The organism is Bacillus sp. CH140a_4T, from assembly GCF_008923725.1.
In the GTDB taxonomy this organism is placed as follows: domain Bacteria; phylum Bacillota; class Bacilli; order Bacillales; family Bacillaceae_G; genus Bacillus_A.
Genome location: NZ_WBPF01000013.1, coordinates 1,109,340 through 1,131,908 on the forward strand (window position 1 = coordinate 1,109,340; position 22,569 = coordinate 1,131,908).

Consider the following 22,569-nt stretch of genomic DNA (forward strand, 5'->3'; position numbering starts at 1 on the left):
AAAATAAAAAGTGGGGTAAAGTTTAAATTTTTATTAAATTGCTTCGCTCTCTTCTTTTGGCAATCTCACTTCAAATATCGTTCTAATTACATTACTTTCAGCAGAGATCGTCCCGTCATGCTGCTCGACAATATTTTTCGCAATGAATAAACCAAGGCCTGTACCACCTTGCTGCTCTGACCTTGCCTTATCACCTGTATAAAACATATCAAAAAGATACGGTAAATCTTCTTCTGGAATGCTGTCTCCGTAATTAATAATTTGAACGACTACCTCTTCACTCTCAATATATCCGTTCACATCAACAAACTTTCCATCATACCCGTAGCGAATCGCATTCGTTAAAAGATTTTCAAATACCCTTGCTAATAATTTCCCGTCACCGTTAATAGGTAAATGCGGCGTGATATGCAATCTCGCTTCCAAACCCTTCTTTTCTAATAACGGATATAATTCTTCATCCAATTGAATAAGCAATTCCCCTATATCAATTGACCTTTTTTCTAGCTGCAACATCCCATAATTCATTCTTGTGATTTCAAATAATTCATCAATTAAACTTTCCAGCCTTTCAGATTTCGTAAAAGCAATTGTGGAAAAATGTTTAATTTGTTCCTTCGTCAAATTCTCATCTTTAAGAATTAAATCTAAATATCCTAAAACAGATGTTAACGGTGTTCTTAAATCGTGAGCTAAGTTAACAATAAGCTGATCTTTACTACTTTCCGCAAAGTCTCCTCTTTCAACCGCTTCCTTTAATTTTTCACTTGCTACATTAATTTCGCCGGCGATATATCCAAACTCATCATTTGATGAAACGCGTACTTCATTTGTAAAATCTCCGTTCGCCAAATGATGAATCCCGTTTGAAATCTCATCAAAATATTTTACATAAGGCCTAGTAAGAAAGAAGAAAAACATAATGGACAGAGGAATGAAAATAATTAAAAAGAAATTAACATCCCCAATTTGTCTTACCATGGAACGAAATTGAGCTAAAGGATCTTCATAACGAACGACTAATTTATAATAAATCCGTAATCCTGCATAAATGATATACGTTACGCCACCAGCAAATATCATACTTAACGCAAATAGCATAACCATCTTCGAGCGGAAGCTTCTCATCTTTTTAGCCATTGAAAGTATACCCTACTCCCCACACTGTTTTTATTAACTTATTCTTTCTTTTATCTTCCCCAAGTTTTTTCCGCAATGTACGAATATGTACCATAACTGTATTTCCGCCTTCAAAATAATCATCGGCCCATACTTGCTGAAAAATATTTTCCACATTGTATACTTTCTTCGGATGGCTCGCTAATAAATATAAAATATCAAACTCTTTCGGTGTTAATTCAACTTGTTCTCCGTACACATTTACTGTTCTTCGCTCAGGATCGATAACAACTCCGCCTACCGCTAAAGCAGATTTACTCTCCGCTACTTTCGGCTGATTTAACGTCAGAAATCGGCGTAATTGTGCATTTACACGCGCAACTAGTTCAATCGGTGTAAAAGGTTTCGTCATATAATCATCTGCACCTAATACTAAACCTGTCACCTTATCAAAATCAGACGTTTTCGCACTTAAGAAAATGATTGGCATATGATGCTTGCCGCGAATTTGACGCGTCACCTCATATCCATCCATCTTCGGCATCATAATATCTAAAACGACTAATTCGATTGGCTGCGTTTCAATAATATGAATTGCCTCTTCTCCATCAGCCGCTTTTACGACGTGGTAACCCTCTTTTTCTAAATGTATCTCAATTAAATCAGCAATTTCTGCCTCATCATCCGCTATTAAAATTGAAATGCGCTTCATTTTACTCCCCCTGTTTCTCGTTCCCTTTTTATACGATCGATTTTAAACTAGTCTACCCAATTTGTACAATACGAAAAGGTTACTCACGGGAGTAACCTTAGTGAATGAAATTATATCGGCGATTTTTCGAATATATCAGCGCAACTCGAATTATATCGACTTACCGACAATTAACGACGAAATTCGCCCGCTATTTTAAAGATTCAATTCACCGCTCCAAAACTATCCGCTGCTTCGTAATTTCCGCCAGCCTTCCGCGATTTACTTCATACTCAGCGGCAACGCTTTGTGGTACAATCACTTTTCCGCCCTCAAGCATTACTTCCGGTGAAATAATATCCCTCTCCCAGTGCCTACTAGAAGCGGATATATCGCCAGGAATCGTAAAGTTCGGCAATGAAGCAAGTGCAACATTTTGCGCTCGTGAAATCCCCATCTCGACCATACCGCCGCACCAAACAGGGATGTTGTGCTCCATACAATAATTATGAATTTGAATAGATTCTGTTAATCCACCCACTCGTCCTGGTTTAATATTAACGATGCGGCAACTGCCAAGCGTAATCGCAACACGTGCATCTTCTAAACTATGGATGCTTTCATCTAAACAAATCGGCGTTTCGATTTTCTTTTGCAACTGTGCATGGTCGAGAAAATCGTAATCCGCTAACGGTTGTTCAATCATCATCAATTGAAATTCATCTAGTCGTTTCAGCTTCTCCGTATCTGCTAACGTATAGGCTGAGTTTGCATCAGCCATTAACGGGATGTGCGGGAACTCTTTACGAATTTCTTTCAATAATTCGTAGTCATGCTCTGGCTTTATTTTCACTTTAAAACGCTCATATCCTTCTTCCGCATACTTCTCAATTTGTTTTAACATAACCGGAATTGTATTGATACCAATCACAACACCAACTTCAATTTCAGTCCTAATGCCTCCAAGTAATGCCGCTAACGATTTCTTTTCACGCTTTGCATATAAATCCCAAACAGCCCCTTCAATTCCCGCCTTTGCCATTCGGTTTCTTTTTATATGCTGGAACAAACCTGGCACTTCATTCGGATGGGAAATTTCAGCCTTTAATAAATCAGGTAATAAAAAATCCTGAAGTACATGCAGCGCTGTCTTCACTGTTTCTTCCGTATACCACGGTTCAGAGAACGCAACGACTTCGCCAAATCCAATGTGTCCATCCGTATCTTCTAATTCAATGACGATACTCTCACGCTTTTCATACGTTCCGTAGCTTGCAGCAAACGGGATTACGAGTGGCATTTCCGTTATATGAAGGGTCACTTTTTTGATTTCCACTTACATCTCCTCCACTAATTGTCTTAACTCTCGTCTTAACAATTTTTTCGAAGCATTTCGTGGTAATTCCTCTAAGAAACACGCTTTTTTCGGCACTTTATATTTCGCTAATTTCTCCTCGCAAAAATGAAGAATTTCTTCTTCTGTTACCTCTCCGCTTTTTACAACAAAAGCAGCGGGTACTTGGCCCCATTTATCGTCAGTCATGCCGACAACACCAGCTTCCGCTACCATCGGATGAGAAAGCAAAACTTCTTCAATTTGAGCCGGATATATATTCTCTCCGCCAGAAATAATTAAATCACTGCGTCGATCTAATACGTATAAAAATCCTTCTTCATCTAAATAACCGAGGTCGCCAGTATGAAGCCATCCGTTTTGAATTGTTTCACGCGTCGCATCTTCACGGTTAAAGTAACCGCCTGTTACGTTCGGTCCTTTTACTACGATTTCGCCTTCCGCTAACGGCGGTACTACTACGCCATCCTTTTCAATACGAAGTTGGCACTGAAATAGTGGTTTCCCAGCCGATCCTACTTTCGTTAACATGTAGTCTGCGGATAACGTACAAATTTGCGACGACGTTTCCGTCATACCGTACGTTTGATACACAGGAATTCCTTTTTCTACACACGTTTCGAGTAACGGTTTCGGTGCTGGTCCTCCGCCAAGTAACATACATCGTAAAGAAGATGGATATGTCTCTTCTCCAAGTCTCTCTAATAAATCAGTTAACATTTTAGAAACGACAGAAATAATCGTTACGCCTCTCGTTTGAAGTGCTTTATGAATAAAATCAGCATCATATTTCGGAACGAGTAAAATGCGCATGCCGTACATAATATTTTTCATTAAAAGAGATAACCCGCCAACGTGGAACATGGGCATACAAGCTAACCAGCAATCATCATCACGAAGCCCTAAATTAAGCGAAGAACCAACTGCGCTTGCCCAGTGGTTACCGTACGTTAAAATAACGCCTTTCGGTTTCCCTGTCGTCCCAGACGTATAAATAATTGTCATCGCTTCTTCTAAAGAGAATTCTTCTTGTATAGAGGCTTCCGCCTTCGGTCCTTTCATTATTTCAGCAAACGAATAGACGGCAACACCCTGAGCCTCAAAATCTTGATCCGTCACTAAGCATGCAACTTTAGCATCATCCATTTGCCAAAGTAGCTCTTCTCTTGAAAGACGCGTATTTAAAAGTACAGCTACTGCACCTACGTAAGATAGGGCGTGAATAACTGTAATCATCTCCATACCATTTTTCATCAGAACAGCCACCTTTTGCCCACACTTCACTCCTACATGAGTGAGGTGTTCACAAACAGATACTACTTTTTCATGCAGCTGCATAAAAGTAATTTTCTCTTCCTCTATTTCAATTGCAGTGCGATCTGGTGTTAAAAATGCACGTTGCTTTAACCAATTCGGCATTGTCTCCATCATCCATTCTCCTTTCATGAAAGAAAGAGACTTGATATGACATCAAGTCTCTTAGTTGTTTTGTTTCCGGTTTGATCTCATCTAGCTGCAGCGGCTAGAATGTTCGGTGGCTTCGCTTCTTCCTATGAGGCAAAAAGCGTCTCTACGTCAGAAGCTCCATCCCCCTCACATTCTGAACGAGCTGCTTCCGCTTTTGATCAAGGGAAACGAGGGAATTGACCGAAGTCCGGACTGCGTTTTTCTTTGAACGCGTCGCGACCTTCTTTTGCTTCGTCAGTTGTGTAGTACAATAACGTTGCATCTCCAGCTAGTTGTTGAATACCAGCTAGACCGTCTGTGTCTGCGTTGAATGCAGCTTTTAGGAAACGAAGTGCCATTGGGCTGTTTGCTAAGATTTCTTGTGCCCATTGTACTGTTTCTGCTTCAAGCTCTTCTAATGGTACTACTGTGTTTACTAAGCCCATATCAAGTGCTTCCTGTGCGCTGTATTGACGGCATAGGTACCAAATTTCGCGAGCTTTCTTGTGGCCTACCATACGAGCTAAGTAACCAGCTCCGTATCCACCGTCAAAGCTTCCTACTTTAGGACCTGTTTGTCCGAATACAGCGTTGTCTGCAGCGATTGTTAAGTCACATACGATATGAAGTACGTGTCCACCACCGATTGCATAACCTGCTACCATTGCGATAACTGGTTTAGGAATTGCGCGAATTAGACGTTGTAAGTCTAATACGTTTAAACGTGGGATTTGGTCGTCACCTACATATCCACCATGACCGCGAACTTTTTGGTCGCCGCCTGAACAGAATGCACGTCCACCTTCACCTGTTAAAATGATAACGCCAACATTTGCATCATCACGAGCGTGTGCAAAAGCATTGATTAACTCCATTACCGTTTTAGGACGGAATGCGTTATGTACTTCAGGGCGGTTAATCGAAATCTTTGCGATACCATTGTATGTTGAATAAATAATATCTTCGTAATTGCCTTCTTTTACCCATTCAATAGCCATTACAACTACCTCCTTGTATATTTCTGATCTCCTCTATAAGTGTAGCTTCCTTCTTAGATGAAAAAGCATCACTGCATAGTTTTTAGAAATCCCTTTACTATTGTATCAAACTTTTCCGGTTGTTCCACATGAATTGCATGGCCAGCACCATCAATTTTGAAAAATTTCGCGTCAGAGACGCATTTTTCGATGTTTTTTAATATGCGAAAGAACTTTTCATCATGCTCCCCGTTCATTAAAAGAACAGGCATTTTTAAGTTGTGAAGCTCGTTCCACCATGAAGGCTGAGCCCCTGTTCCCATGCCGCGCAAGCTATTTGCAAGTCCTTTTGGATTGTTAGCAAGTCTTTCTTTTCGCACTGCTTCTTGTACGTTTTGTGCTAAACTTTTTTGCGTTTCAAATAGCGGAATATTTTCCCACATCGTTACAAAACTATTGATGCCTTCTTGCTCAATTTTATTCGCAAGTCGCTCATCTTTTTCACAGCGTTCTTTTCTGTCCTCTTCACTTTCAAGCCCAGCTGTACAATTTTCTAATAAAAGAGAATGTATATACTCTGGATATAGGCATGCCATCGTAATCGCCAGTCTACCGCCCATTGAATAGCCAAGTATGTGCGCTTTTTCAAAATGAAGGTAATCTAGTAGTTCTTTCATGTGCAATGCTACATTTCGAATATCATAATGAGTCACACCTTCAGGACTTTCCGTTTTTCCGTGCCCAACAATGTCTACTAAAATGACTTGAAATTGCTCGCTCCAAGAAGGAACGAAAGAACGCCACGTTTCCATACTTCCCGTAAAACCATGAAGAAGTAGAAGTGGTTCCCCGCTTCCGACTACTTCATATTCATACGATACACCTTGCAGCGTTACATTCATTTTGATTCACCTTGCAACGATGTAGTAATTACGTCCTGCGTTTTTGCCCATAATTTACGGTGCAATGTTAAGTTTTCATCACGGTTCGTACAAATTTCTACAACGTGTAAACCTTCCGTTGTCGCTCCTTTTTGTACCTCTTCTCGGAATTGCGCCCAACCATTTACACGGCTAAATGAACCACCGTACATTTTGACAACATGTTCATAATCAAGCCCAATTGGAGTACCAAATAATGATTCGAAGTGTTCCTTTTTCTCATACTGTGGCAAGAATGAGAAAATACCGCCACCATCATTATTTACAACGACAATCGTTATATTTAATTCATGTAATTTTGCGGCTAACAGTCCGTTTAAATCGTGATAAAATGATAAATCACCAATAACTAATACGAGCGGATCGCAAATCATGCTCGCTCCTAAAGCTGTCGAAATGATTCCGTCAATCCCATTTACACCGCGGTTTGCCATCACTTGAATATTTTTATCCGATGTGAAGAAGAATGAATCTGTATCACGAATTGGCATACTATTACTCGCAAATAATGTTGCCCCTTCTGGTAGTACGCGGACGATATCCGTAATCACTTTCCCTTCAAATGCAGTTTCATATGTTTCTATTTCACGAAGCGTTTCCTTCGTTTTTTCGTTTATATGTTGCCACATTCCGAACCAATCATTCTTTTTCATAGCTGGCATTTTTTCTATTAGTGCGCTGCAAAATGCAATATCACTTGCCTGTACAACTTCTGTCGCAACGAGAGCTGGATCTCTCCATTGTCCAGATTCTTCAACAACGATATGAACGGCTTTCGCTTGTTTTTTGATGAACTGCGTTAATGCTTTAGAAACAGGCATACCACCAAAGCGAATTAAAACGTCCGGCTTCCACGTTTCTTTTAACAGTTCATTTCGTAAAAATGTATCGTAACAGTCGATTACCATCGTTTTATCGTGCTGTCCGCTACGCATGTTAGAAAGTGGATCCGCTAATATTGGATATCCCGTTTTTTCAGCTAGTTCTGCGGCAAACGCTGCGATTTCTGAATGACTATCATCTCCACAAATAATAAGCCCCTTTTCCATATGTGAAAGGCGCCCTACAAGAGAATCTACATATTCACTCGGCATCGTCACGTTCCCTTGCTGAACTACTCCTGTATATTCACCACGTCCTTTATCCCATAAACCTTCTAATGAGAAATCTGGGATAAGCGGCTCGCGAACTGGAAAATTAAGATGAACAGGTCCTTGCGGCGCTAGAAGTGCACTTGCTATCATACGCTGCGTCGTCATGCGAGCGTAATGATACATCGCTTCACTCGCTTCTGGAAGTGCCATCTCTGTAAATTGCTTCACAAACGTACCGTATAAATTAATTTGATTCATCGCTTGTGGTGCACCGACATCTCTTAATTCATGCGGTCTATCAGCCGTTAAGACGATAAGCGGCACTCGCGAATGAAAAGCTTCACATACAGCTGGATAATAGTTCGCTGCTGCCGTTCCTGACGTACATAATAATGCAACAGGACGTTTTTTCGCCTTTGCGATACCGAGCGCAAAAAATCCTGCAGATCTTTCATCTACATGTAAATATGTGTTCATTCCTTCATGTTGTTCCATTAGTAGAGCAATCGGCGTTGACCGTGAGCCTGGACTAATGACAACATCACATACATTTAGACGCGTCAGTTCATCTACGAACGCGCCTAAATAATATGATAATGCTTCTATATGATTGTTCATTTCATTAATTCCTCCAAAGCACCAAGCATCGGTCTAAATTTCAAACTTGTTTCTTCATATTCAAGTTGCGGTACAGAATCAATTACAATCCCGCAACCGGCAAATAAGGATGCTTTCGCGCCATTTAATAATCCGCAGCGAAGTGCAACCGCAAATTCACCATTTCCTTCATCATCTATCCAGCCAATCGGTGCGCCATATAATCCTCTGTCTAACAATTCAACATCACGAATCAGTTTCATCGCTTCCAAACGAGGTGTCCCGCCAAGAGCTGGTGTTGGATGTAATTCTTCTACCATTGTTAAAAGACTCGCATCGCCTTTTGCCTCTACAGGCGTATATAAATGAATTAAGTTTTTCGTTGTTAATAAACCCGGACTTTCCGGAATATTAACGGATTCGCAGTGCTCATTTAATACTCCTCGAATCATGTTCACAACATAACCGTGTTCAGCTAAATTCTTTTCATCATGAAGAAGCGCATTACTATTTCGTTTACTTTCTTCTATAGATTGACCATGACCAGTTGAACCAGCAAGACACATCGAAGTAAACTTCTCATCTTCTTTGCGAATTAGTCTCTCTGGCGTCGCTCCTAAGAAGCATGCTCCTTTATAATCAAAAGAAAATACGTAACAATCCGGTTGCCCAATGCGAAGTGCTTCTAAAACAAGAGCAGAATCAATACGTTGATTCATCTCTACTTTTAACTCCCTCGCTAATACAACCTTCTGCACGTTCCCCTGCTTCATTTCATCTTGCACTTTCTCAATGGCCTTCATCCAGCCTTTCGGATCCACTTCTACTTTAGAAGTAACAGTTAATTTTGATCCTTCTAGTGCACATTTACTCTCTTGTAAAACTTTCTCTTCTAAAGAAATAATTTCGTTATAAAGAGTTTCTGCACAATCTGTTGCTGAAACGAATGTATTCATTGTTAACCATGCTTTTTCATTTTTTACAGTTAATAAAAATGCTGGTAGTGAAAATGTCGTATCATCAAATTCTTTCCATAATTCCGTTTTCTCTTTTTCTTGGTCAAATGAAAATCCACCAAATAAAAGAGGACCTGTTCCAAATTCGTATCTTTCTCTTTGTACAAATGCTTGCTCTTTTACTTTATCCCACTCGTCACGAGCAGTTTGAAAGCGTTTGTGAGAAGCAGTTGCTATAGTGAAAACAGAGCCAATTCCAGCAAATATTACATGCTGAGCTGGGTCTGCAAAATAACATCTATTTTCGAATGAGATCCTTTTTCCTGCTGCATAAAACAGAAGCGGATCCATCCAGTCTATTTGTTTTACGAAGCTAACCAATATTTTTTCATCAGTTGCACGCTTAATAGCTGCACTAAGAGCTTCTTGCAAGCCTATTTGTTTCGTTTGAATCACAATTGTCTCCCCCCTATGGGCGAAAAATAGTCATAATTACGCTTGATTTTAAGATACACCTCAAACGAAAGGCCTGTCAACGTTTAGCATTTCTGAGAAATTCACCTTCTCTTCCTAGAAAATAAACGTTGACACTAAATGATGCTTTTTCTACACTTAGTTGTGTACAATATGTGACCAAAGGAGGATTCAACATGGAAATGAACGTCGAAACGAATTCCTCTCCTACGGCGCCAAAGCCAAGTAAGCAAACAGGCTGGCGCATTTGGTGGAGTTTACTACGTCCCCATACATTAACAGCAGCTTTCGTTCCTGTTTTCATCGGAACAGCCTATGCGATGCAGGTCGGAGGTATAAATCAAATACATCTCCCTCTTTTCCTTATGATGCTTCTTGCTTGTCTTCTCATTCAAGCAGCAACAAACATGTTTAATGAATACTTTGATTATAAAAGAGGACTCGATCACGAAGGGTCAGTTGGTATCGGCGGCGCTATCGTTCGCGATGGTATTCAGCCAAAAACAGTGCTTAACTTAGCATTTGGATTTTTCGGCATCGCAATACTATTAGGTGTTTATATTTGTATGAATTCTAGCTGGTGGCTTGCTGCAATCGGTCTTGTTTGTATGGCCGTTGCTTACCTTTATACAGGTGGCCCACTTCCAATTGCCTATACACCATTTGGAGAGTTAACAGCTGGATTATTTATGGGTGTCATTATTATTGGAATTTCATTCTTTATTCAAACTGGAACTGTAACATCAGAAGTCATTTTACTATCTATTCCAAGCTCCATTTTAATTGGTGCCATTTTACTAGCTAATAACATTCGTGACTTAGATGGCGATAAAGAAAACGGCCGTAAAACGTTAGCAATTCTCGTCGGACGCGAAAGAGCCGTTGGTGTACTCGCTTCTATGTTCATCGTTTCTTATATTTGGACAATCGCTCTAATTATCGTTAACATCGTATCACCATGGATGCTTATCGTATTTTTAAGTGCACCGAAAGCATTTAAAGCGACGAAAGGTTTTATCGGCAAAAGCATTCCAATGGAAATGGTACCTGCAATGATTGCAACAGCAAAAACAAATACAATCTTCGGTCTCCTCATGGGAATCGGATTATTGCTTGGATATTTCCTTTAAAAGGAGCTGCTGACGCGGCTCCTTTTTCATATACCAATTTTAGCTCATAATTCCTACTCGCAACGCTCATACTATGTAAAGAAACTGAATTGTAGGAAGGTGGACGACTATGTTAACTCCACAACAAATAAATCAATTTAAATCCGTTTTAGAAAAACAAAAACAAGAACTAGAGCAAACGATACAAACACATGAAAATGAAGATCGTGCATCTGAACGCGATTCTGTTGGCGAATTATCTAGCTATGACAATCATCCAGCTGATATGGCAACAGAACTATATGAACGTGAAAAAGATTTCGGGCTCATCGAATTTTGGCATAAGCAGCTAGAGGATACGAAACACGCCCTACAAAAAATAGAAGCGGGTACGTATGGCATTTGCGAAGTGTCTGGCGAAGAGATTCCGTTTGAAAGATTAGAGGCAATGCCAACCGCTACAACGTGTATTCAGCACACTACAAATAAATTAAATATGAACACGCGACCAGTTGAAGAAGAGGTATTGGCTCCTTCTTTTCACAAGTACGACGAAGATCATTCTGTAGAATACGATGCTGAAGATGCATGGCAAGATGTCGCAAATTACGGGACATCAGAAACACCGTCCGATTTAGAAAGACAGGATTCCAAAAACTATAATGGCATGTACGTAAATAGTGAGGAAAATGTTGGGTATGTAGAGGATTTCGAAAACTTTATAGGAACAGATATGTATGGTAAAAATCCGAAAGTTTTCGCCACAGAAGAACATGAAGAGTATGAACAAATGCTTGATGACTTTGAAGAGCGTACCTTTAAGGGCGAATTATCTTCAAATGAATCTAGTTCCAAAGAATAAAAAAAAGCATTCCGAAAATCGGAATGCTTTTTATCGCTAGCTAATTAGTTTTTTGTAACGTTAGCTGCTTGTGGTCCGCGGTTTCCTTCAACGATTTCGAAAGAAACTTCTTGACCTTCTTCTAAAGTTTTGAAGCCGTCGCCTTGGATAGCTGAGAAATGTACGAATACGTCTTCTCCGCCTTCAACTTCGATGAAGCCAAAACCTTTTTCGCCGTTAAACCATTTAACTTTACCTGTTTGCATGTCATGTACCTCCTAAATAAAAATGAAACTATGAATCCACATGAAAAGGTGGATATAAAGGACATGAATGTATAACAAGCTTACAGCCTTTAATTCAACGTGCTTTATTTCCGTACCACATTATGTAGCTCAATAGTGTTTTCACTATATCATGCTATGTCAAAAACGTCAAATGAGAACACTTTCAAACCATCGTTTTTTATAATCCTAGTATAACCTTAAATTTTCATTCTAGTTTTATTCAAAAATTAACAAATCTACAGTATTCTAATTCCTTTGATTTTTGTACAATATAATTACTACATATGATGGGGTGAAAAAATGCAAGCACATGAAATTGAGTATAAATTATATGGCGATGATATGCAGTTTGTTGAAATTGAATTAGATCCAGAAGAAAGCGTTATCGCAGAAGCTGGCGCAATGATGATGATGGAAGATCATATCGAAATGGAAACCATTTTCGGTGATGGTTCTGGCCCATCTAGTGGTCTATTCGGTAAATTAATGGGCGCTGGTAAGCGTCTTGTTACAGGTGAAAGTATGTTTATGACTGTCTTTACAAATACAGGTCATGGCAAGCGCCACGTATCATTCGCCGCTCCTTATCCAGGAAAAATCATCCCTGTTGATTTAACACAATATCAAGGGAAAGTCGTTTGTCAAAAAGACGCGTTTCTTTGTGCAGCAAAGGGCGTTTCTATCGGAATTGAGTTTACGAAAAAAATTGGAACTGGTTTCTTCGGTGGTGAAGGTTTCATCATGCAGAAACTTGAAGGTGATGGACTCGCTTTCATGCATGCAGGAGGGACTGTATATAAGCGTGAATTAAAACCTGGCGAAAGACTTCGCATCGATACAGGTTGTCTCGTTGCCATGACAAAAGACGTTAACTACGATATCGAGTTCGTTGGAAAAGTAAAAACAGCTCTATTTGGCGGCGAAGGTTTATTCTTCGCAACGTTAGAAGGTCCTGGAACGGTTTGGATTCAGTCCTTAACACTTAGCCGTTTAGCAGCACGCCTGACAAGCCCAGCAGCACAAAACAGTGGTGAAGGCAGCGTTTTAGGTGGACTTGGTCGTTTATTAGATGGAAAAGAGTAAACAGTGCCCTTATGGGGCGCTGTTTTATTTTGTTATTATCCATCAACATCACTTAATATATTTATTTAGATAAACAATACAAACTATTCCCCCTCCAAAAGAATGAATCAAGTCCCTCACTGCATATATTGAACTATACCTTTTCGTAAGGAGGGCTTCCTTAATGCGTACTCCTTTATCCTTCGATAAAGATACTGCCATACTGTTAGCTTCTTGTTGTGAGTTAACGTATGAACAATATAAACAAAATGGGATTTTCGAAATACCAGATGGTTTTCAATATGTACAAGGCTTTCAAGGAAAAACGATTCAAACGACAGAATGGTTCGGATTCATACTAGAATCTGAGGATACCATTATTGTAGCTTTTCGCGGAACACAAACAGATACAGACTGGATTATCGATTCACTCGTTAACCAAAAACCATACCCATATGCTTTAAATAGCGGAAATGTCCATAACGGCTTTCTTTCCATTTATGAATCTTGCCGAGATTCTATTATGGATATGCTCGTATCACTACCAGCCCATAAAAAACTTCTTGCAACAGGCCATAGCTTAGGCGGCGCGCTCGCTACACTACATATACTTGATGCGCGTATCAACACCGCCTTCGCACAGTACGGTCTTTATACATTTGCCTCTCCAAAAGTGGGCGATATTGCATTTCGTAATTATTATAAACTACAAGTAGCTAGTAGCTTTCGCTTTGTTAATTTATTTGATGTCGTTCCTCTTCTCCCTCCGCGCAATGTCCATTTTAATGAACAAGACTGGGAATATGCACACGTTCATCACAACATGACTTTTACAAAAAACACAAAATCTATTACAAATAATCATGCCATGAAAACATACAAAACATGTCTGACTTCTCATTTTTAACCAGTAAACAATTGGAAATAAAACATCCTTATACTATAATAATATATGAAATTATTTTCGGATGAGGGGACCTTACATGCTAAAATTTATCTTTGCACTTTTTCTCATTATAATTTTTTCGTTTACAGGTTTCTTTACATTTTCATACTTTGCGACAGGAGAATATGGTGGAACAGGTATAATATATACCGCTATTCCATTTCTTTCTTAAGCAAAAAAGGAAAACCGAGCTTAATGAATTTAAGCTCGGTTTCTTTATTAGTGTCAATTTTTGTCGGTAAATCGATATATCTTAAAAATCGCTGATATATTTTAAGTATTGGTCGATATAATTTGAAAATCGCCGATATAAGTTAAGAATCGCTGATATATTCAAAAAATCGCCGATATATTTTCATATCGTCTTTTCCGACGTAGCAACCACTTTAATACTGTGTAACCGCATTACCAATACCCCAAATCTCATTACTATACTGTAAAATCGTTCGATCACTCGCAAAATGACCAGATTGTGCAATATTTAAAATCGACATTTCTAGCCACTTCGTTCGATTCTCGTAAGCTCTACCAACAGCTTCTTGCCTTTCCGCATATGGACCAAAATCTCGCAGAACGAAGTATTCATCATTTTGAATTACGAGAGAATCATAAATCGCTTCAAATTCAGCTCCCGAATGTGCAAAGAAGCCATTCGTTAACTGATCTACTACTTTTTTAATATGCATATTGTGGTGATAATAATCACTTGCACGATATCCACCATTTTGATAGTAATGAAGAACCTCTTCCGCTGTTAAGCCAAAAATGAAACAGTTATCATCACCGACCCGGTCTTTTATTTCAACATTAGCTCCGTCTAACGTTCCGAGTGTAATCGCACCATTCATCATAAATTTCATATTTCCTGTTCCTGATGCTTCTTTACTCGCAGTTGAAATTTGCTCACTAACATCCGCAGCTGGGAATATATCTTCCGCTACAGACACTCGATAGTTTTCTAGAAAAATAACTTTCATATATTGACTCACGTACGGATCATTATTCACTTTCCTTGCGAGTTCATTAATTAATTTAATAATTTTTTTCGCATAGTAATAGCCAGGTGATGCTTTTGCTCCAAAGATAAAAGTACGCGGATAAAATGTAAAACTAGTATCCTCTTTCAAACGGTTATACAAATATAAAATATGAAGAACGTTTAATAATTGTCGTTTGTAAGCATGCAGTCTTTTTACTTGCACATCAAAAATAGAATTAGGATCAATCGTAATCCCTATTTTATTATGAATACGCTCCGCTAATATCTCTTTGCGCTCTTGTTTTACCTCTGCAAATTTCTCTTGGAAACTTGCATCATATTGAACTAATTGTAGCTCTTGAAGCTTAATTGGTTCTTTCTTCCACTCTGTTCCAATCGCCTCTGAAATCAGGTTCGTCAGCTGCGGATTCGCCTTCATTAACCAGCGTCTATGAGCGATTCCATTCGTTTTATTATTAAACTTATCTGGATAAAACTCATAAAACAATCGCATTTCACGTTGCTTTAAAATTTCCGTATGAATTTTTGCAACACCATTTACGCTATGGCTACCGACAATTGCTAAATGAGCCATTTTTACAAGATCATGTGCAATAATCGCCATCTCTTCAATACGATGCCATTCATACGGATAACGTTCCCAAAGTTCATGACAGAAACGTTCATTAATCTCTTCAATAATCATATAAATTCTCGGTAATAACGGTTTGAAAATGTGAATTGGCCATTTCTCAAGTGCTTCTGATAACGTCGTATGATTCGTATAAGAAATCGTTTGCGTCGTTATGTGCCAAGCTTCTTCCCATGCTAGTTTTTCTTCATCTAATAAAATACGCATCAGTTCTGGAATCGCCAAAACTGGATGTGTATCATTAATATGAATCGCAATTTTCTCATGTAATTGACGCAGGTCACCATATCTTTCTCTATGCATACGAACGATATTTTGCAAACTTGCTGATACGAGGAAATACTGTTGTTTCAAACGAAGTATTTTTCCCTCATCATGCGTATCATCTGGATATAAAAACTCCGATACCGCCTCTGTTTCACGCTTATATTTCAAAATATCTTTGCAATTTTGCGGGAAAGGAACTGGTTCCGCATTCCAAAGTCTAAGTGTATTTACAGTGCTCGTCTCATAACCTACTACTGGAACGTCATACGGTACTGCCATAATCACTTCTGCATTCGTATGTCTGAACTCTAAACGACCATCAATGTATAGCGATTCAACATTGCCGAAATAACTTACTTCTACAGCTTGATCATGTCTTCTTACTTCCCATACGTTTTCATGAAGAAGCCACTGTTCTGGAAATTCAACTTGATAACCATCAACAATTTTTTGATCAAATAAGCCGTGTTTGTAACGAATTCCACAGCCATGACCTGGTAAGTTTAAAGATGCAAGTGAATCAAGGAAACAGGCTGCTAATCGTCCAAGTCCACCATTCCCAAGACCTGCATCTGCTTCCACCTCTTCTAATTGTTGCAACGAAATCCCAAGCTCAGAAAGTCCTTGCTCACATACATCCCTGATGCCTAAATTTAATATGTTACTTCCAAGTAAACGCCCAAGTAAAAACTCAATGGATAAGTAATACATTTGCTTTTGCTCTCCAGACCGATAACTTTCATTCGTTGCAATCCATTGACTATTCATATACTCACGTACCATGTACCCAAGCGTATTGTATTGATCACGAGTTGTAGAGTCTTTGAAACTTTTACCATACATCGTCTCTAACTTTTCTAGAAAAGCTGATTTGAAACTTTCAACATGAGTAAACATTTCTTCACCACCTACATGTTATTCCATGAGACTTTTATATAATTTCTTATAGGCAAGAGCTGATTTCTCCCAGCTATAATCTTCAGTCATCGCTTGTTTTACAAGTTGCTCCCATACTGGTTTATCATGATAAAATTCAATTGCACGAAGAACCGTGTGCAACATGTCATGTGCATTAAAGTTCGTGAAACTGAAACCATTTCCTTCTCCAGTTTCTTCGTCATAAGATTGTACAGTATCATTTAATCCGCCTGTCTCTCGTACAATCGGAATCGTACCGTACGCTAATGCGATAAGTTGTCCAAGTCCACACGGTTCAAATAGTGATGGCATTAAGAATAAATCACTTCCCGCATATACTTGGTGAGCTAATTCTTCATTAAAGCCGATATACACTTTTACCTTCTCAGGATACTCGTATGCCATCCACTCAAAGAATTGTTCATATTCAGAATCACCTGATCCTAAAATAATACATTGCACATCTTCCTCCATTATTTCGCGAAATACAGTACGTACTAAATCAAGACCTTTTTGCTTCGTTAATCTCGTTACCATCGATATAATTGGTGTATCTTCTTTTTCTGGCAAACCAAAATAACGCTGCAATGCGCGTTTATTTTCATTCTTTTCCTCTAATGACTCTGCATCATATTGAGCAGTAATATACGAATCCGTTTCTGGATTATATACGCTCGTATCAATTCCATTTACGATGCCGCTAAGCTTACCATTATGTTTTCGTAACAACCCATCTAACTTCTCACCGAAAAACTCATATTGAATTTCCTCTTTGTATGTCGGGCTAACCGCTGTAATTCGATCAGAAGCGATAATCCCACCCTTCATAAAGTTCACATTTCCATAAAACTCTAGCTGCTCACTACGGAAATATTCATCACCAAGTTCTAACAAGTCGTACATCACTTCAGGAGGAAATACACCTTGGAACTGCAAGTTATGAATCGTATACACCGTTTTAATATGCTCATATAATGGGTTATCTTGATACTTTTCACGCAGTAAGAAATTCACCATAGCTGTATGCCAATCGTGGCTATGAAGAACATCCACTTCGAAATCAAGATGCGGAATACACTCTAAAACTGCTTTCGAGAAATAAGAAAAACGCTCTCCGTCATCATAATGACCATACAGAGAATCTCTCTTAAAATAATATTCATTATCTATTAAGTAATACGTAATCCCGTCCTGCTCACCTTTTAAAATTCCGCAATATTGATTTCTCCACCCAAGCGGGACGTTAATTACTTTATGTAACGTACATCCATCCCTTAATTTTTGCGGAATAAGACTATAATTTGGAAGTATAACGCGAACGTCCACACCTAATTTTTTTAGCTCTTTTGGGAGCGCACCTGCTACATCAGCTAATCCTCCCGATTTAACAAATGGTACACATTCTGATACTGCAAATAAAATATTCACTTGTTGTCCCACTGCACGAAAAGCTTATACGACTTCCCTTGCAGCTTCCTCCCTTCGAGTTTTCATTTAAATGAATGCTTTAATCAGCGGAGGAAAAACCCCCACTGATTCTTTTAAGAATAACTATTAATCGTACTGTTTTGAATGCTTCCTTTTTCTACAACATATGGCTCATCGGCGTTTCCTTTTAGTACAACACCGTCACCAATTTTCACGTCTTTATCAATAATAACACCGTCTATTATACAGTTATCTCCAATTTTGCTCTTTTGCATAATAATGCTATTACGAACAATGGAACCTTTTCCAATTTTAACAGAACGGGAGACAACACTATTTTCTACTTCGCCTTCGATAATACTGCCGTTTGCAATCATTGTGTTTTTCACGGCTGCACCCTTCAGGTAACGAGTTGGTGGTTCATCTTTTACTTTCGTAAAGATCGGTGCTTCTTTCTTAAATAATTGCTTCCAAATAGCAGGCTGCAAAATTTCTAAACTATGTTTATAGTAACTTTCAATCGAATCAATAATAGCTACATATCCTGTATGCTCATACGTAGCAATATGCAGTGATTTTCCGCGCTTTTCTCTCACTACATCAAATAAACTGTATTGCTCCACATCTTTATATGTCTCAAATAAATCTAACAATAATTGTTTCTTTAGCACGTATGTTTGAAGCGAAACCCCTTCATGGGAAACTTCAGTAATATCAGCTGCCGTATGTACATGTCGCTCTAACACTGTTTGAAAATTTAATGCTGTTACGAGATGGCTATTCGTAATAACAACGTACTCTTCTCTAGCTCTTAAAAAATAATCAATATGTCTTCTAAAATGTGCAAAAGACCCAAATTCATCTTGATCACATTGGCAATTTGGCGGGAATAAAAACAGTCCGTCTCTTTTTCTATCTAAATCCCACTGTTTTCCTGAACCGACATGGTCCATTAGTGAACGGTTTTTATGACTTGTAAAAACCGCTACACTATGAATATTAGAATTCACCATATTTGAAAGCATGAAATCAATGAGTCGATAACGGCCCCCAAACGGTAATGCCGCTAGTGAACGATGCCCTGTTACTTTCTTTAAGGAAGGAAAACTTCCCGTTGCATTAATAATTCCTAACATTTTTTCTCCCATTCATTCCATCCCCCTTTTCTATTTCCCTTCAGCAATGAGTACTACATCGTCGACATTTTTTTCTGGACGAATAATTGTTCCATCTTCAATAACCATTTCCGAACCAACGATTGCTCTTTCAATCACAACATTTTTACCAATCTTCGCTCCTGGCATAACGACAGAATCAATAACCATACTACCTTCTTCCACCGTCACCCCTTGGAATAACACAGAATGCTTCACGTCCCCTTCAATGACGCATCCTTCGTTAATAAGTGATTCTTCTACTTTTGCCTTTTCTGCAATATATTGAGGTGGCTCATTTGGATTCACAGAATAAATACGCCAATTACGATCGTTTAAATTCAGCGATGTTTCATCGCGAAGTAAATCCATATTCGCTTCCCATAAGCTTTTCACCGTTCCAACATCTTTCCAATATCCTTCAAATGGATACGCCATCAGCTTTTTCCCTTCATCTAATAAAAGCGGAAGTACATCTTTTCCGAAATCATTACTAGATTCAGGATTTCTTGCATCCATCTCTAAATACTCTTTCAAAATTGCCCAGTTAAAAATATAAATTCCCATTGACGCAAGATTACTTCTTGGAAATTGCGGTTTCTCTTCAAATTCAACAATCTCCATCTCTTCGTTCGTATTCATAATACCGAAACGACTCGCTTCATCCCAAGGTACTTCAATAACAGAAATCGAAACGTCCGCTTCTTTCTCCATATGGTAATCTAGCATTTTACTGTAATCCATTTTATAAATATGGTCGCCTGATAAAATCAGAACATACTCTGGTTCATACTGACTTAAATAGTTTAAGTTTTGATAAATGGCACTTGCCGTACCTGTGTACCACTTCACACCTGAAGACTCCGCATAAGGAGGTAACACTGTGACTCCACCGCTTACTCGGTCTAAATCCCACGCATTGCCGATTCCGATATAATTATGAAGTTCGAGTGGTTGATATTGCGTCAAAATCCCCACCGTTTCAATACCAGAATTTGCACAGTTACTTAGCGTAAAATCAATAATGCGATATTTACCACCAAATGGAACAGCTGGCTTGGCTAAATTTTTTGTTAATGCACTTAATCGACTACCTTTTCCCCCTGCTAGTAACATTGCTACGCACTTTTGTTTTTGAGCCATCTTGTTTTTTGCTCCCCTTTCTCGTCTTCACTGGTCGTAATATGGATACGCCAAATGGTGGAATTGTAATTTCTACATGTGCCGCTTGATTATGATACGGTTCTGGAATCGTCTTGAGGCGTTTCTTATTCACTTGCCCTGATCCGCCATATTGCTCAGCATCACTGTTTAAAATCTCGTTATAATACTCGAAATCTGGCAAACCTACTTTATAGTTTTCATATGTAGCTTTCGTAAAATTACATACGACAACTAACGCATCTTCTTGTTTATCTCCTTGGCGAATAAACGAGAAAATACTTTGCTCATGATTATTAGCATCTATCCACTGAAACCCTTCAGGTGAATGATCAAGCTGCCAAAGTGGTTTGGAGCGCTTATACAATGCTATGAGCTCTTTAAAGTAATCATGCATATAACGATGCATTTCAAAATCATGTAAATTCCAATCTAAATCTTCAAGGTCTTTCCACTCATCAAACTGCCCGAATTCTCCACCCATAAAGAGTAATTTCTTACCTGGGTGAGTAAAGAAATATCCATATAACAAACGAAGTTGAGCAAACTTATCCCAGTAATCTCCTGGCATTTTATTTAATAACGACTTTTTCCCATGAACGACTTCATCATGAGAAAGCGGTAATATGAAATTTTCAGAGTAGGCATATATTAAAGAAAACGTCATTTTCTCATGAATATGCTTCCTGTACTCAGGCGCACACTCCATATATTTCAGCACATCATTCATCCAGCCCATATTCCATTTGTAATTGAACCCAAGCCCACCTTCATACGTTGGGGCTGTTACAAGTGGCCAAGCTGTTGAATCTTCTGCTGTCATAAGAAAATCTTCATCTTCTGCAAACACCGCTTCATTTAACTCTCGTAAAAATGAAACAGCGTGCTCATTACTTTGCTCTTGTCCTTCTTTATTCCAGTACAGCATGTTCGCAACTGCGTCCACCCTAAAACCATCAATGTGGAAATACTTCATCCAAAATAACGCATTTGAAATTAAGAAATTACGTACTTCCCTCTTGCCTAAATCAAAATTGACAGTTCCCCATACCAGGTTTTCTTGTACATCTATATCTTTATATTCATAAGTCGGTGTCCCATCAAACAAATATAAACCGTGAGCATCTTTACAAAAATGCCCCGGCACCCAATCTAAAATGACACCGATTCCATATTTATGACATTCATCGACAAAATACATCAAATCATGTGGCGTGCCGAATCTACTTGTCGCTGCATAATATCCCGTTCCTTGATATCCCCAAGAACGATCATATGGATGCTCAACAAGCGGCATAATTTCAATATGTGTAAATTGATGTTCCACCACATACGGAATGAGCTCCTCGGCCATTTCTCTGTAAGAATACAGAGCGCCATCTTCTTTCTTTTTCCAAGAACCGAAATGTAATTCATAAACTGTCATCGCTTCTTTATAAATCGATTTTTTCTTTCTCTTACGAATCCAGTTTTTATCATTCCATTCATATCCCTCTATATCAAAAACTACAGATGCCGTATTTGGTCTTACTTCTGCATATACTGCGTAAGGATCTGCTTTTAAAATCACGTCACCGTCCATCGTTTCAATCGCATACTTATATATCTCATTCTCTTCAATATGCGGTACAAACAAGGACCAAATCCCCTCTTCTGTCACTTGTAGCATCTTATGTTGCTCATAATCCCATTCATTAAAATCTCCAACAACACTCATTGCTTTCGCATGAGGAGCCCATACTGTGAATCGTACACCTCGCATCCCATCTTCCGTCACAATATGTGCCCCAAAGATGTTATAACTGTCATAGTACTTTTCTGTATGAAACTCATCTCGTTTCACTTCTTCACAATTTATTACATCCAATATGTTCACCTCACTAAGATGACAGAAATTTTTTACTCTTTATCATTTCTGCGAAAAACTGAAATATCCTTGTTATTTTTTAAAAAATATTCGTTTTTTTCTTTAATTTCGCTTAAAATATTCAAATTTACTGTGTAAAATATCGAATTTTGACGAATATTCATTGCAAACGCTTCATTTCTTACTAGTCTTTCATCCTATTATTTATTTCTCAACCTTTATTTCATTAGATTTATCCTATTTTACTCG

The 22,569-nt window shown here is 38.6% G+C and carries 19 protein-coding genes; 5 read left to right on the forward strand and 14 right to left on the reverse strand.

Annotated features, from left to right (window positions below; genetic code table 11):
* Positions 1 to 33 precede the first annotated feature (33 nt).
* The 8 genes from F8162_RS14655 to F8162_RS14690 form a co-directional block, all read right to left on the reverse strand.
* Positions 34 to 1,140 carry a sensor histidine kinase gene (locus F8162_RS14655; protein WP_151631718.1) on the reverse strand — a complete coding sequence of 369 codons (1,107 nt, stop codon included), beginning with the start codon at positions 1,138 to 1,140 and terminating at the stop codon, positions 34 to 36.
* The gene (locus F8162_RS14660; protein WP_151631719.1) at positions 1,133 to 1,831 is read right to left on the reverse strand and encodes a response regulator transcription factor; all 699 of its coding nucleotides are present in this window, start codon (positions 1,829 to 1,831) and stop codon (positions 1,133 to 1,135) included. Before F8162_RS14660 ends, F8162_RS14655 begins: the two co-directional genes overlap by 8 nt.
* Positions 1,832 to 2,039: 208 nt before the next feature.
* Entirely contained in the window at positions 2,040 to 3,146 is a 1,107-nt protein-coding gene (menC, locus tag F8162_RS14665; RefSeq protein ID WP_151631720.1) for an o-succinylbenzoate synthase, read from the reverse strand.
* A complete protein-coding gene (locus F8162_RS14670) occupies positions 3,147 to 4,592 on the reverse strand; it encodes an o-succinylbenzoate--CoA ligase (protein WP_151631800.1) in 1,446 nt (481 codons plus the stop codon).
* Positions 4,593 to 4,789: 197 nt separating this feature from the next.
* Positions 4,790 to 5,608: a 1,4-dihydroxy-2-naphthoyl-CoA synthase gene (menB, locus tag F8162_RS14675; protein ID WP_000963888.1), complete on the reverse strand. Its 819-nt coding sequence runs from the start codon at positions 5,606 to 5,608 to the stop codon at positions 4,790 to 4,792.
* A 68-nt stretch (positions 5,609 to 5,676) separates the two neighbouring features.
* Entirely contained in the window at positions 5,677 to 6,489 is an 813-nt protein-coding gene (menH, locus tag F8162_RS14680) for a 2-succinyl-6-hydroxy-2,4-cyclohexadiene-1-carboxylate synthase (RefSeq protein WP_151631721.1), read from the reverse strand.
* Positions 6,486 to 8,240 (reverse strand): 2-succinyl-5-enolpyruvyl-6-hydroxy-3-cyclohexene-1-carboxylic-acid synthase, encoded by a 1,755-nt coding sequence (gene menD / locus F8162_RS14685; RefSeq protein ID WP_151631722.1) that lies wholly within the window; start codon positions 8,238 to 8,240, stop codon positions 6,486 to 6,488. Before menD ends, menH begins: the two co-directional genes overlap by 4 nt.
* Complete coding sequence (locus F8162_RS14690) at positions 8,237 to 9,631, reverse strand: isochorismate synthase MenF (protein ID WP_151631723.1); 1,395 nt, start codon at positions 9,629 to 9,631, stop codon at positions 8,237 to 8,239. Before F8162_RS14690 ends, menD begins: the two co-directional genes overlap by 4 nt.
* A 194-nt stretch (positions 9,632 to 9,825) precedes the next feature.
* Here F8162_RS14690 and F8162_RS14695 point away from each other — a divergent pair, with 194 nt between their 5' ends.
* Positions 9,826 to 10,779, forward strand: coding sequence for a 1,4-dihydroxy-2-naphthoate polyprenyltransferase (locus F8162_RS14695; protein WP_098498991.1), 954 nt, complete (start codon positions 9,826 to 9,828; stop codon positions 10,777 to 10,779).
* Between the two features lie 109 nt (positions 10,780 to 10,888).
* Positions 10,889 to 11,620 carry a yteA family sporulation protein gene (locus tag F8162_RS14700; RefSeq protein WP_151631724.1) on the forward strand — a complete coding sequence of 244 codons (732 nt, stop codon included), beginning with the start codon at positions 10,889 to 10,891 and terminating at the stop codon, positions 11,618 to 11,620.
* A gap of 44 nt (positions 11,621 to 11,664) precedes the next feature.
* Here the strand turns inward: F8162_RS14700 and cspD are convergent, their stop codons facing one another.
* Complete coding sequence (gene cspD, locus F8162_RS14705; RefSeq protein ID WP_001193052.1) at positions 11,665 to 11,865, reverse strand: cold-shock protein CspD; 201 nt, start codon at positions 11,863 to 11,865, stop codon at positions 11,665 to 11,667.
* Positions 11,866 to 12,186: 321 nt separating this feature from the next.
* On the opposite strand from cspD, the gene F8162_RS14710 reads away from it, so the two are divergent.
* The 3 genes from F8162_RS14710 (at position 12,187) to F8162_RS29240 (ending at position 14,066) form a co-directional block, all read left to right on the forward strand.
* Positions 12,187 to 12,969 carry a TIGR00266 family protein gene (locus F8162_RS14710; protein ID WP_001147830.1) on the forward strand — a complete coding sequence of 261 codons (783 nt, stop codon included), beginning with the start codon at positions 12,187 to 12,189 and terminating at the stop codon, positions 12,967 to 12,969.
* Positions 12,970 to 13,132: 163 nt separating this feature from the next.
* Positions 13,133 to 13,855, forward strand: a complete 723-nt coding sequence (locus F8162_RS14715) for a lipase family protein (protein WP_151631725.1) — start codon at positions 13,133 to 13,135, stop codon at positions 13,853 to 13,855.
* A 76-nt stretch (positions 13,856 to 13,931) separates the two neighbouring features.
* Complete coding sequence (locus F8162_RS29240; protein ID WP_081257150.1) at positions 13,932 to 14,066, forward strand: hypothetical protein; 135 nt, start codon at positions 13,932 to 13,934, stop codon at positions 14,064 to 14,066.
* Positions 14,067 to 14,280: 214 nt separating this feature from the next.
* On the opposite strand, the gene glgP is transcribed toward F8162_RS29240, so the two are convergent.
* The 5 genes from glgP to glgB all read right to left on the reverse strand — a co-directional run bounded on the left by glgP (position 14,281) and on the right by glgB (position 22,320).
* Positions 14,281 to 16,689 (reverse strand): glycogen phosphorylase, encoded by a 2,409-nt coding sequence (glgP, locus tag F8162_RS14720; RefSeq protein ID WP_151631726.1) that lies wholly within the window; start codon positions 16,687 to 16,689, stop codon positions 14,281 to 14,283.
* Between the two features lie 18 nt (positions 16,690 to 16,707).
* Positions 16,708 to 18,138 carry a glycogen synthase GlgA gene (gene glgA / locus F8162_RS14725; protein ID WP_151631727.1) on the reverse strand — a complete coding sequence of 477 codons (1,431 nt, stop codon included), beginning with the start codon at positions 18,136 to 18,138 and terminating at the stop codon, positions 16,708 to 16,710.
* Between the two features lie 113 nt (positions 18,139 to 18,251).
* Positions 18,252 to 19,286 (reverse strand): glucose-1-phosphate adenylyltransferase subunit GlgD, encoded by a 1,035-nt coding sequence (gene glgD / locus F8162_RS14730; protein WP_151631728.1) that lies wholly within the window; start codon positions 19,284 to 19,286, stop codon positions 18,252 to 18,254.
* 18 nt (positions 19,287 to 19,304) lie between these two features.
* Positions 19,305 to 20,435 (reverse strand): glucose-1-phosphate adenylyltransferase, encoded by a 1,131-nt coding sequence (gene glgC, locus F8162_RS14735; RefSeq protein WP_151631729.1) that lies wholly within the window; start codon positions 20,433 to 20,435, stop codon positions 19,305 to 19,307.
* Complete coding sequence (glgB, locus tag F8162_RS14740) at positions 20,383 to 22,320, reverse strand: 1,4-alpha-glucan branching protein GlgB (RefSeq protein ID WP_151631730.1); 1,938 nt, start codon at positions 22,318 to 22,320, stop codon at positions 20,383 to 20,385. Before glgB ends, glgC begins: the two co-directional genes overlap by 53 nt.
* Positions 22,321 to 22,569 lie beyond the last annotated feature (249 nt).

Excerpts from the sequence above, each read along its gene's own strand:
- glgC (WP_151631729.1), bottom strand. The coding sequence starts at position 20,435 with ATGGCTCAAAAACAAAAGTGCGTAGCAATGTTACTAGCAGGGGGAAAA.
- glgP (WP_151631726.1), bottom strand. The coding sequence starts at position 16,689 with ATGTTTACTCATGTTGAAAGTTTCAAATCAGCTTTTCTAGAAAAGTTA.
- F8162_RS29240 (WP_081257150.1), top strand. The coding sequence starts at position 13,932 with ATGCTAAAATTTATCTTTGCACTTTTTCTCATTATAATTTTTTCGTTT.
- menD (WP_151631722.1), bottom strand. The coding sequence starts at position 8,240 with ATGAACAATCATATAGAAGCATTATCATATTATTTAGGCGCGTTCGTA.
- menH (WP_151631721.1), bottom strand. The coding sequence starts at position 6,489 with ATGAATGTAACGCTGCAAGGTGTATCGTATGAATATGAAGTAGTCGGA.
- F8162_RS14670 (WP_151631800.1), bottom strand. The coding sequence starts at position 4,592 with ATGGAGACAATGCCGAATTGGTTAAAGCAACGTGCATTTTTAACACCA.
- menB (WP_000963888.1), bottom strand. The coding sequence starts at position 5,608 with ATGGCTATTGAATGGGTAAAAGAAGGCAATTACGAAGATATTATTTAT.
- F8162_RS14655 (WP_151631718.1), bottom strand. The coding sequence starts at position 1,140 with ATGGCTAAAAAGATGAGAAGCTTCCGCTCGAAGATGGTTATGCTATTT.
- cspD (WP_001193052.1), bottom strand. The coding sequence starts at position 11,865 with ATGCAAACAGGTAAAGTTAAATGGTTTAACGGCGAAAAAGGTTTTGGC.
- F8162_RS14660 (WP_151631719.1), bottom strand. The coding sequence starts at position 1,831 with ATGAAGCGCATTTCAATTTTAATAGCGGATGATGAGGCAGAAATTGCT.
- F8162_RS14715 (WP_151631725.1), top strand. The coding sequence starts at position 13,133 with ATGCGTACTCCTTTATCCTTCGATAAAGATACTGCCATACTGTTAGCT.
- F8162_RS14700 (WP_151631724.1), top strand. The coding sequence starts at position 10,889 with ATGTTAACTCCACAACAAATAAATCAATTTAAATCCGTTTTAGAAAAA.
- F8162_RS14695 (WP_098498991.1), top strand. The coding sequence starts at position 9,826 with ATGGAAATGAACGTCGAAACGAATTCCTCTCCTACGGCGCCAAAGCCA.
- glgD (WP_151631728.1), bottom strand. The coding sequence starts at position 19,286 with ATGGGAGAAAAAATGTTAGGAATTATTAATGCAACGGGAAGTTTTCCT.
- F8162_RS14710 (WP_001147830.1), top strand. The coding sequence starts at position 12,187 with ATGCAAGCACATGAAATTGAGTATAAATTATATGGCGATGATATGCAG.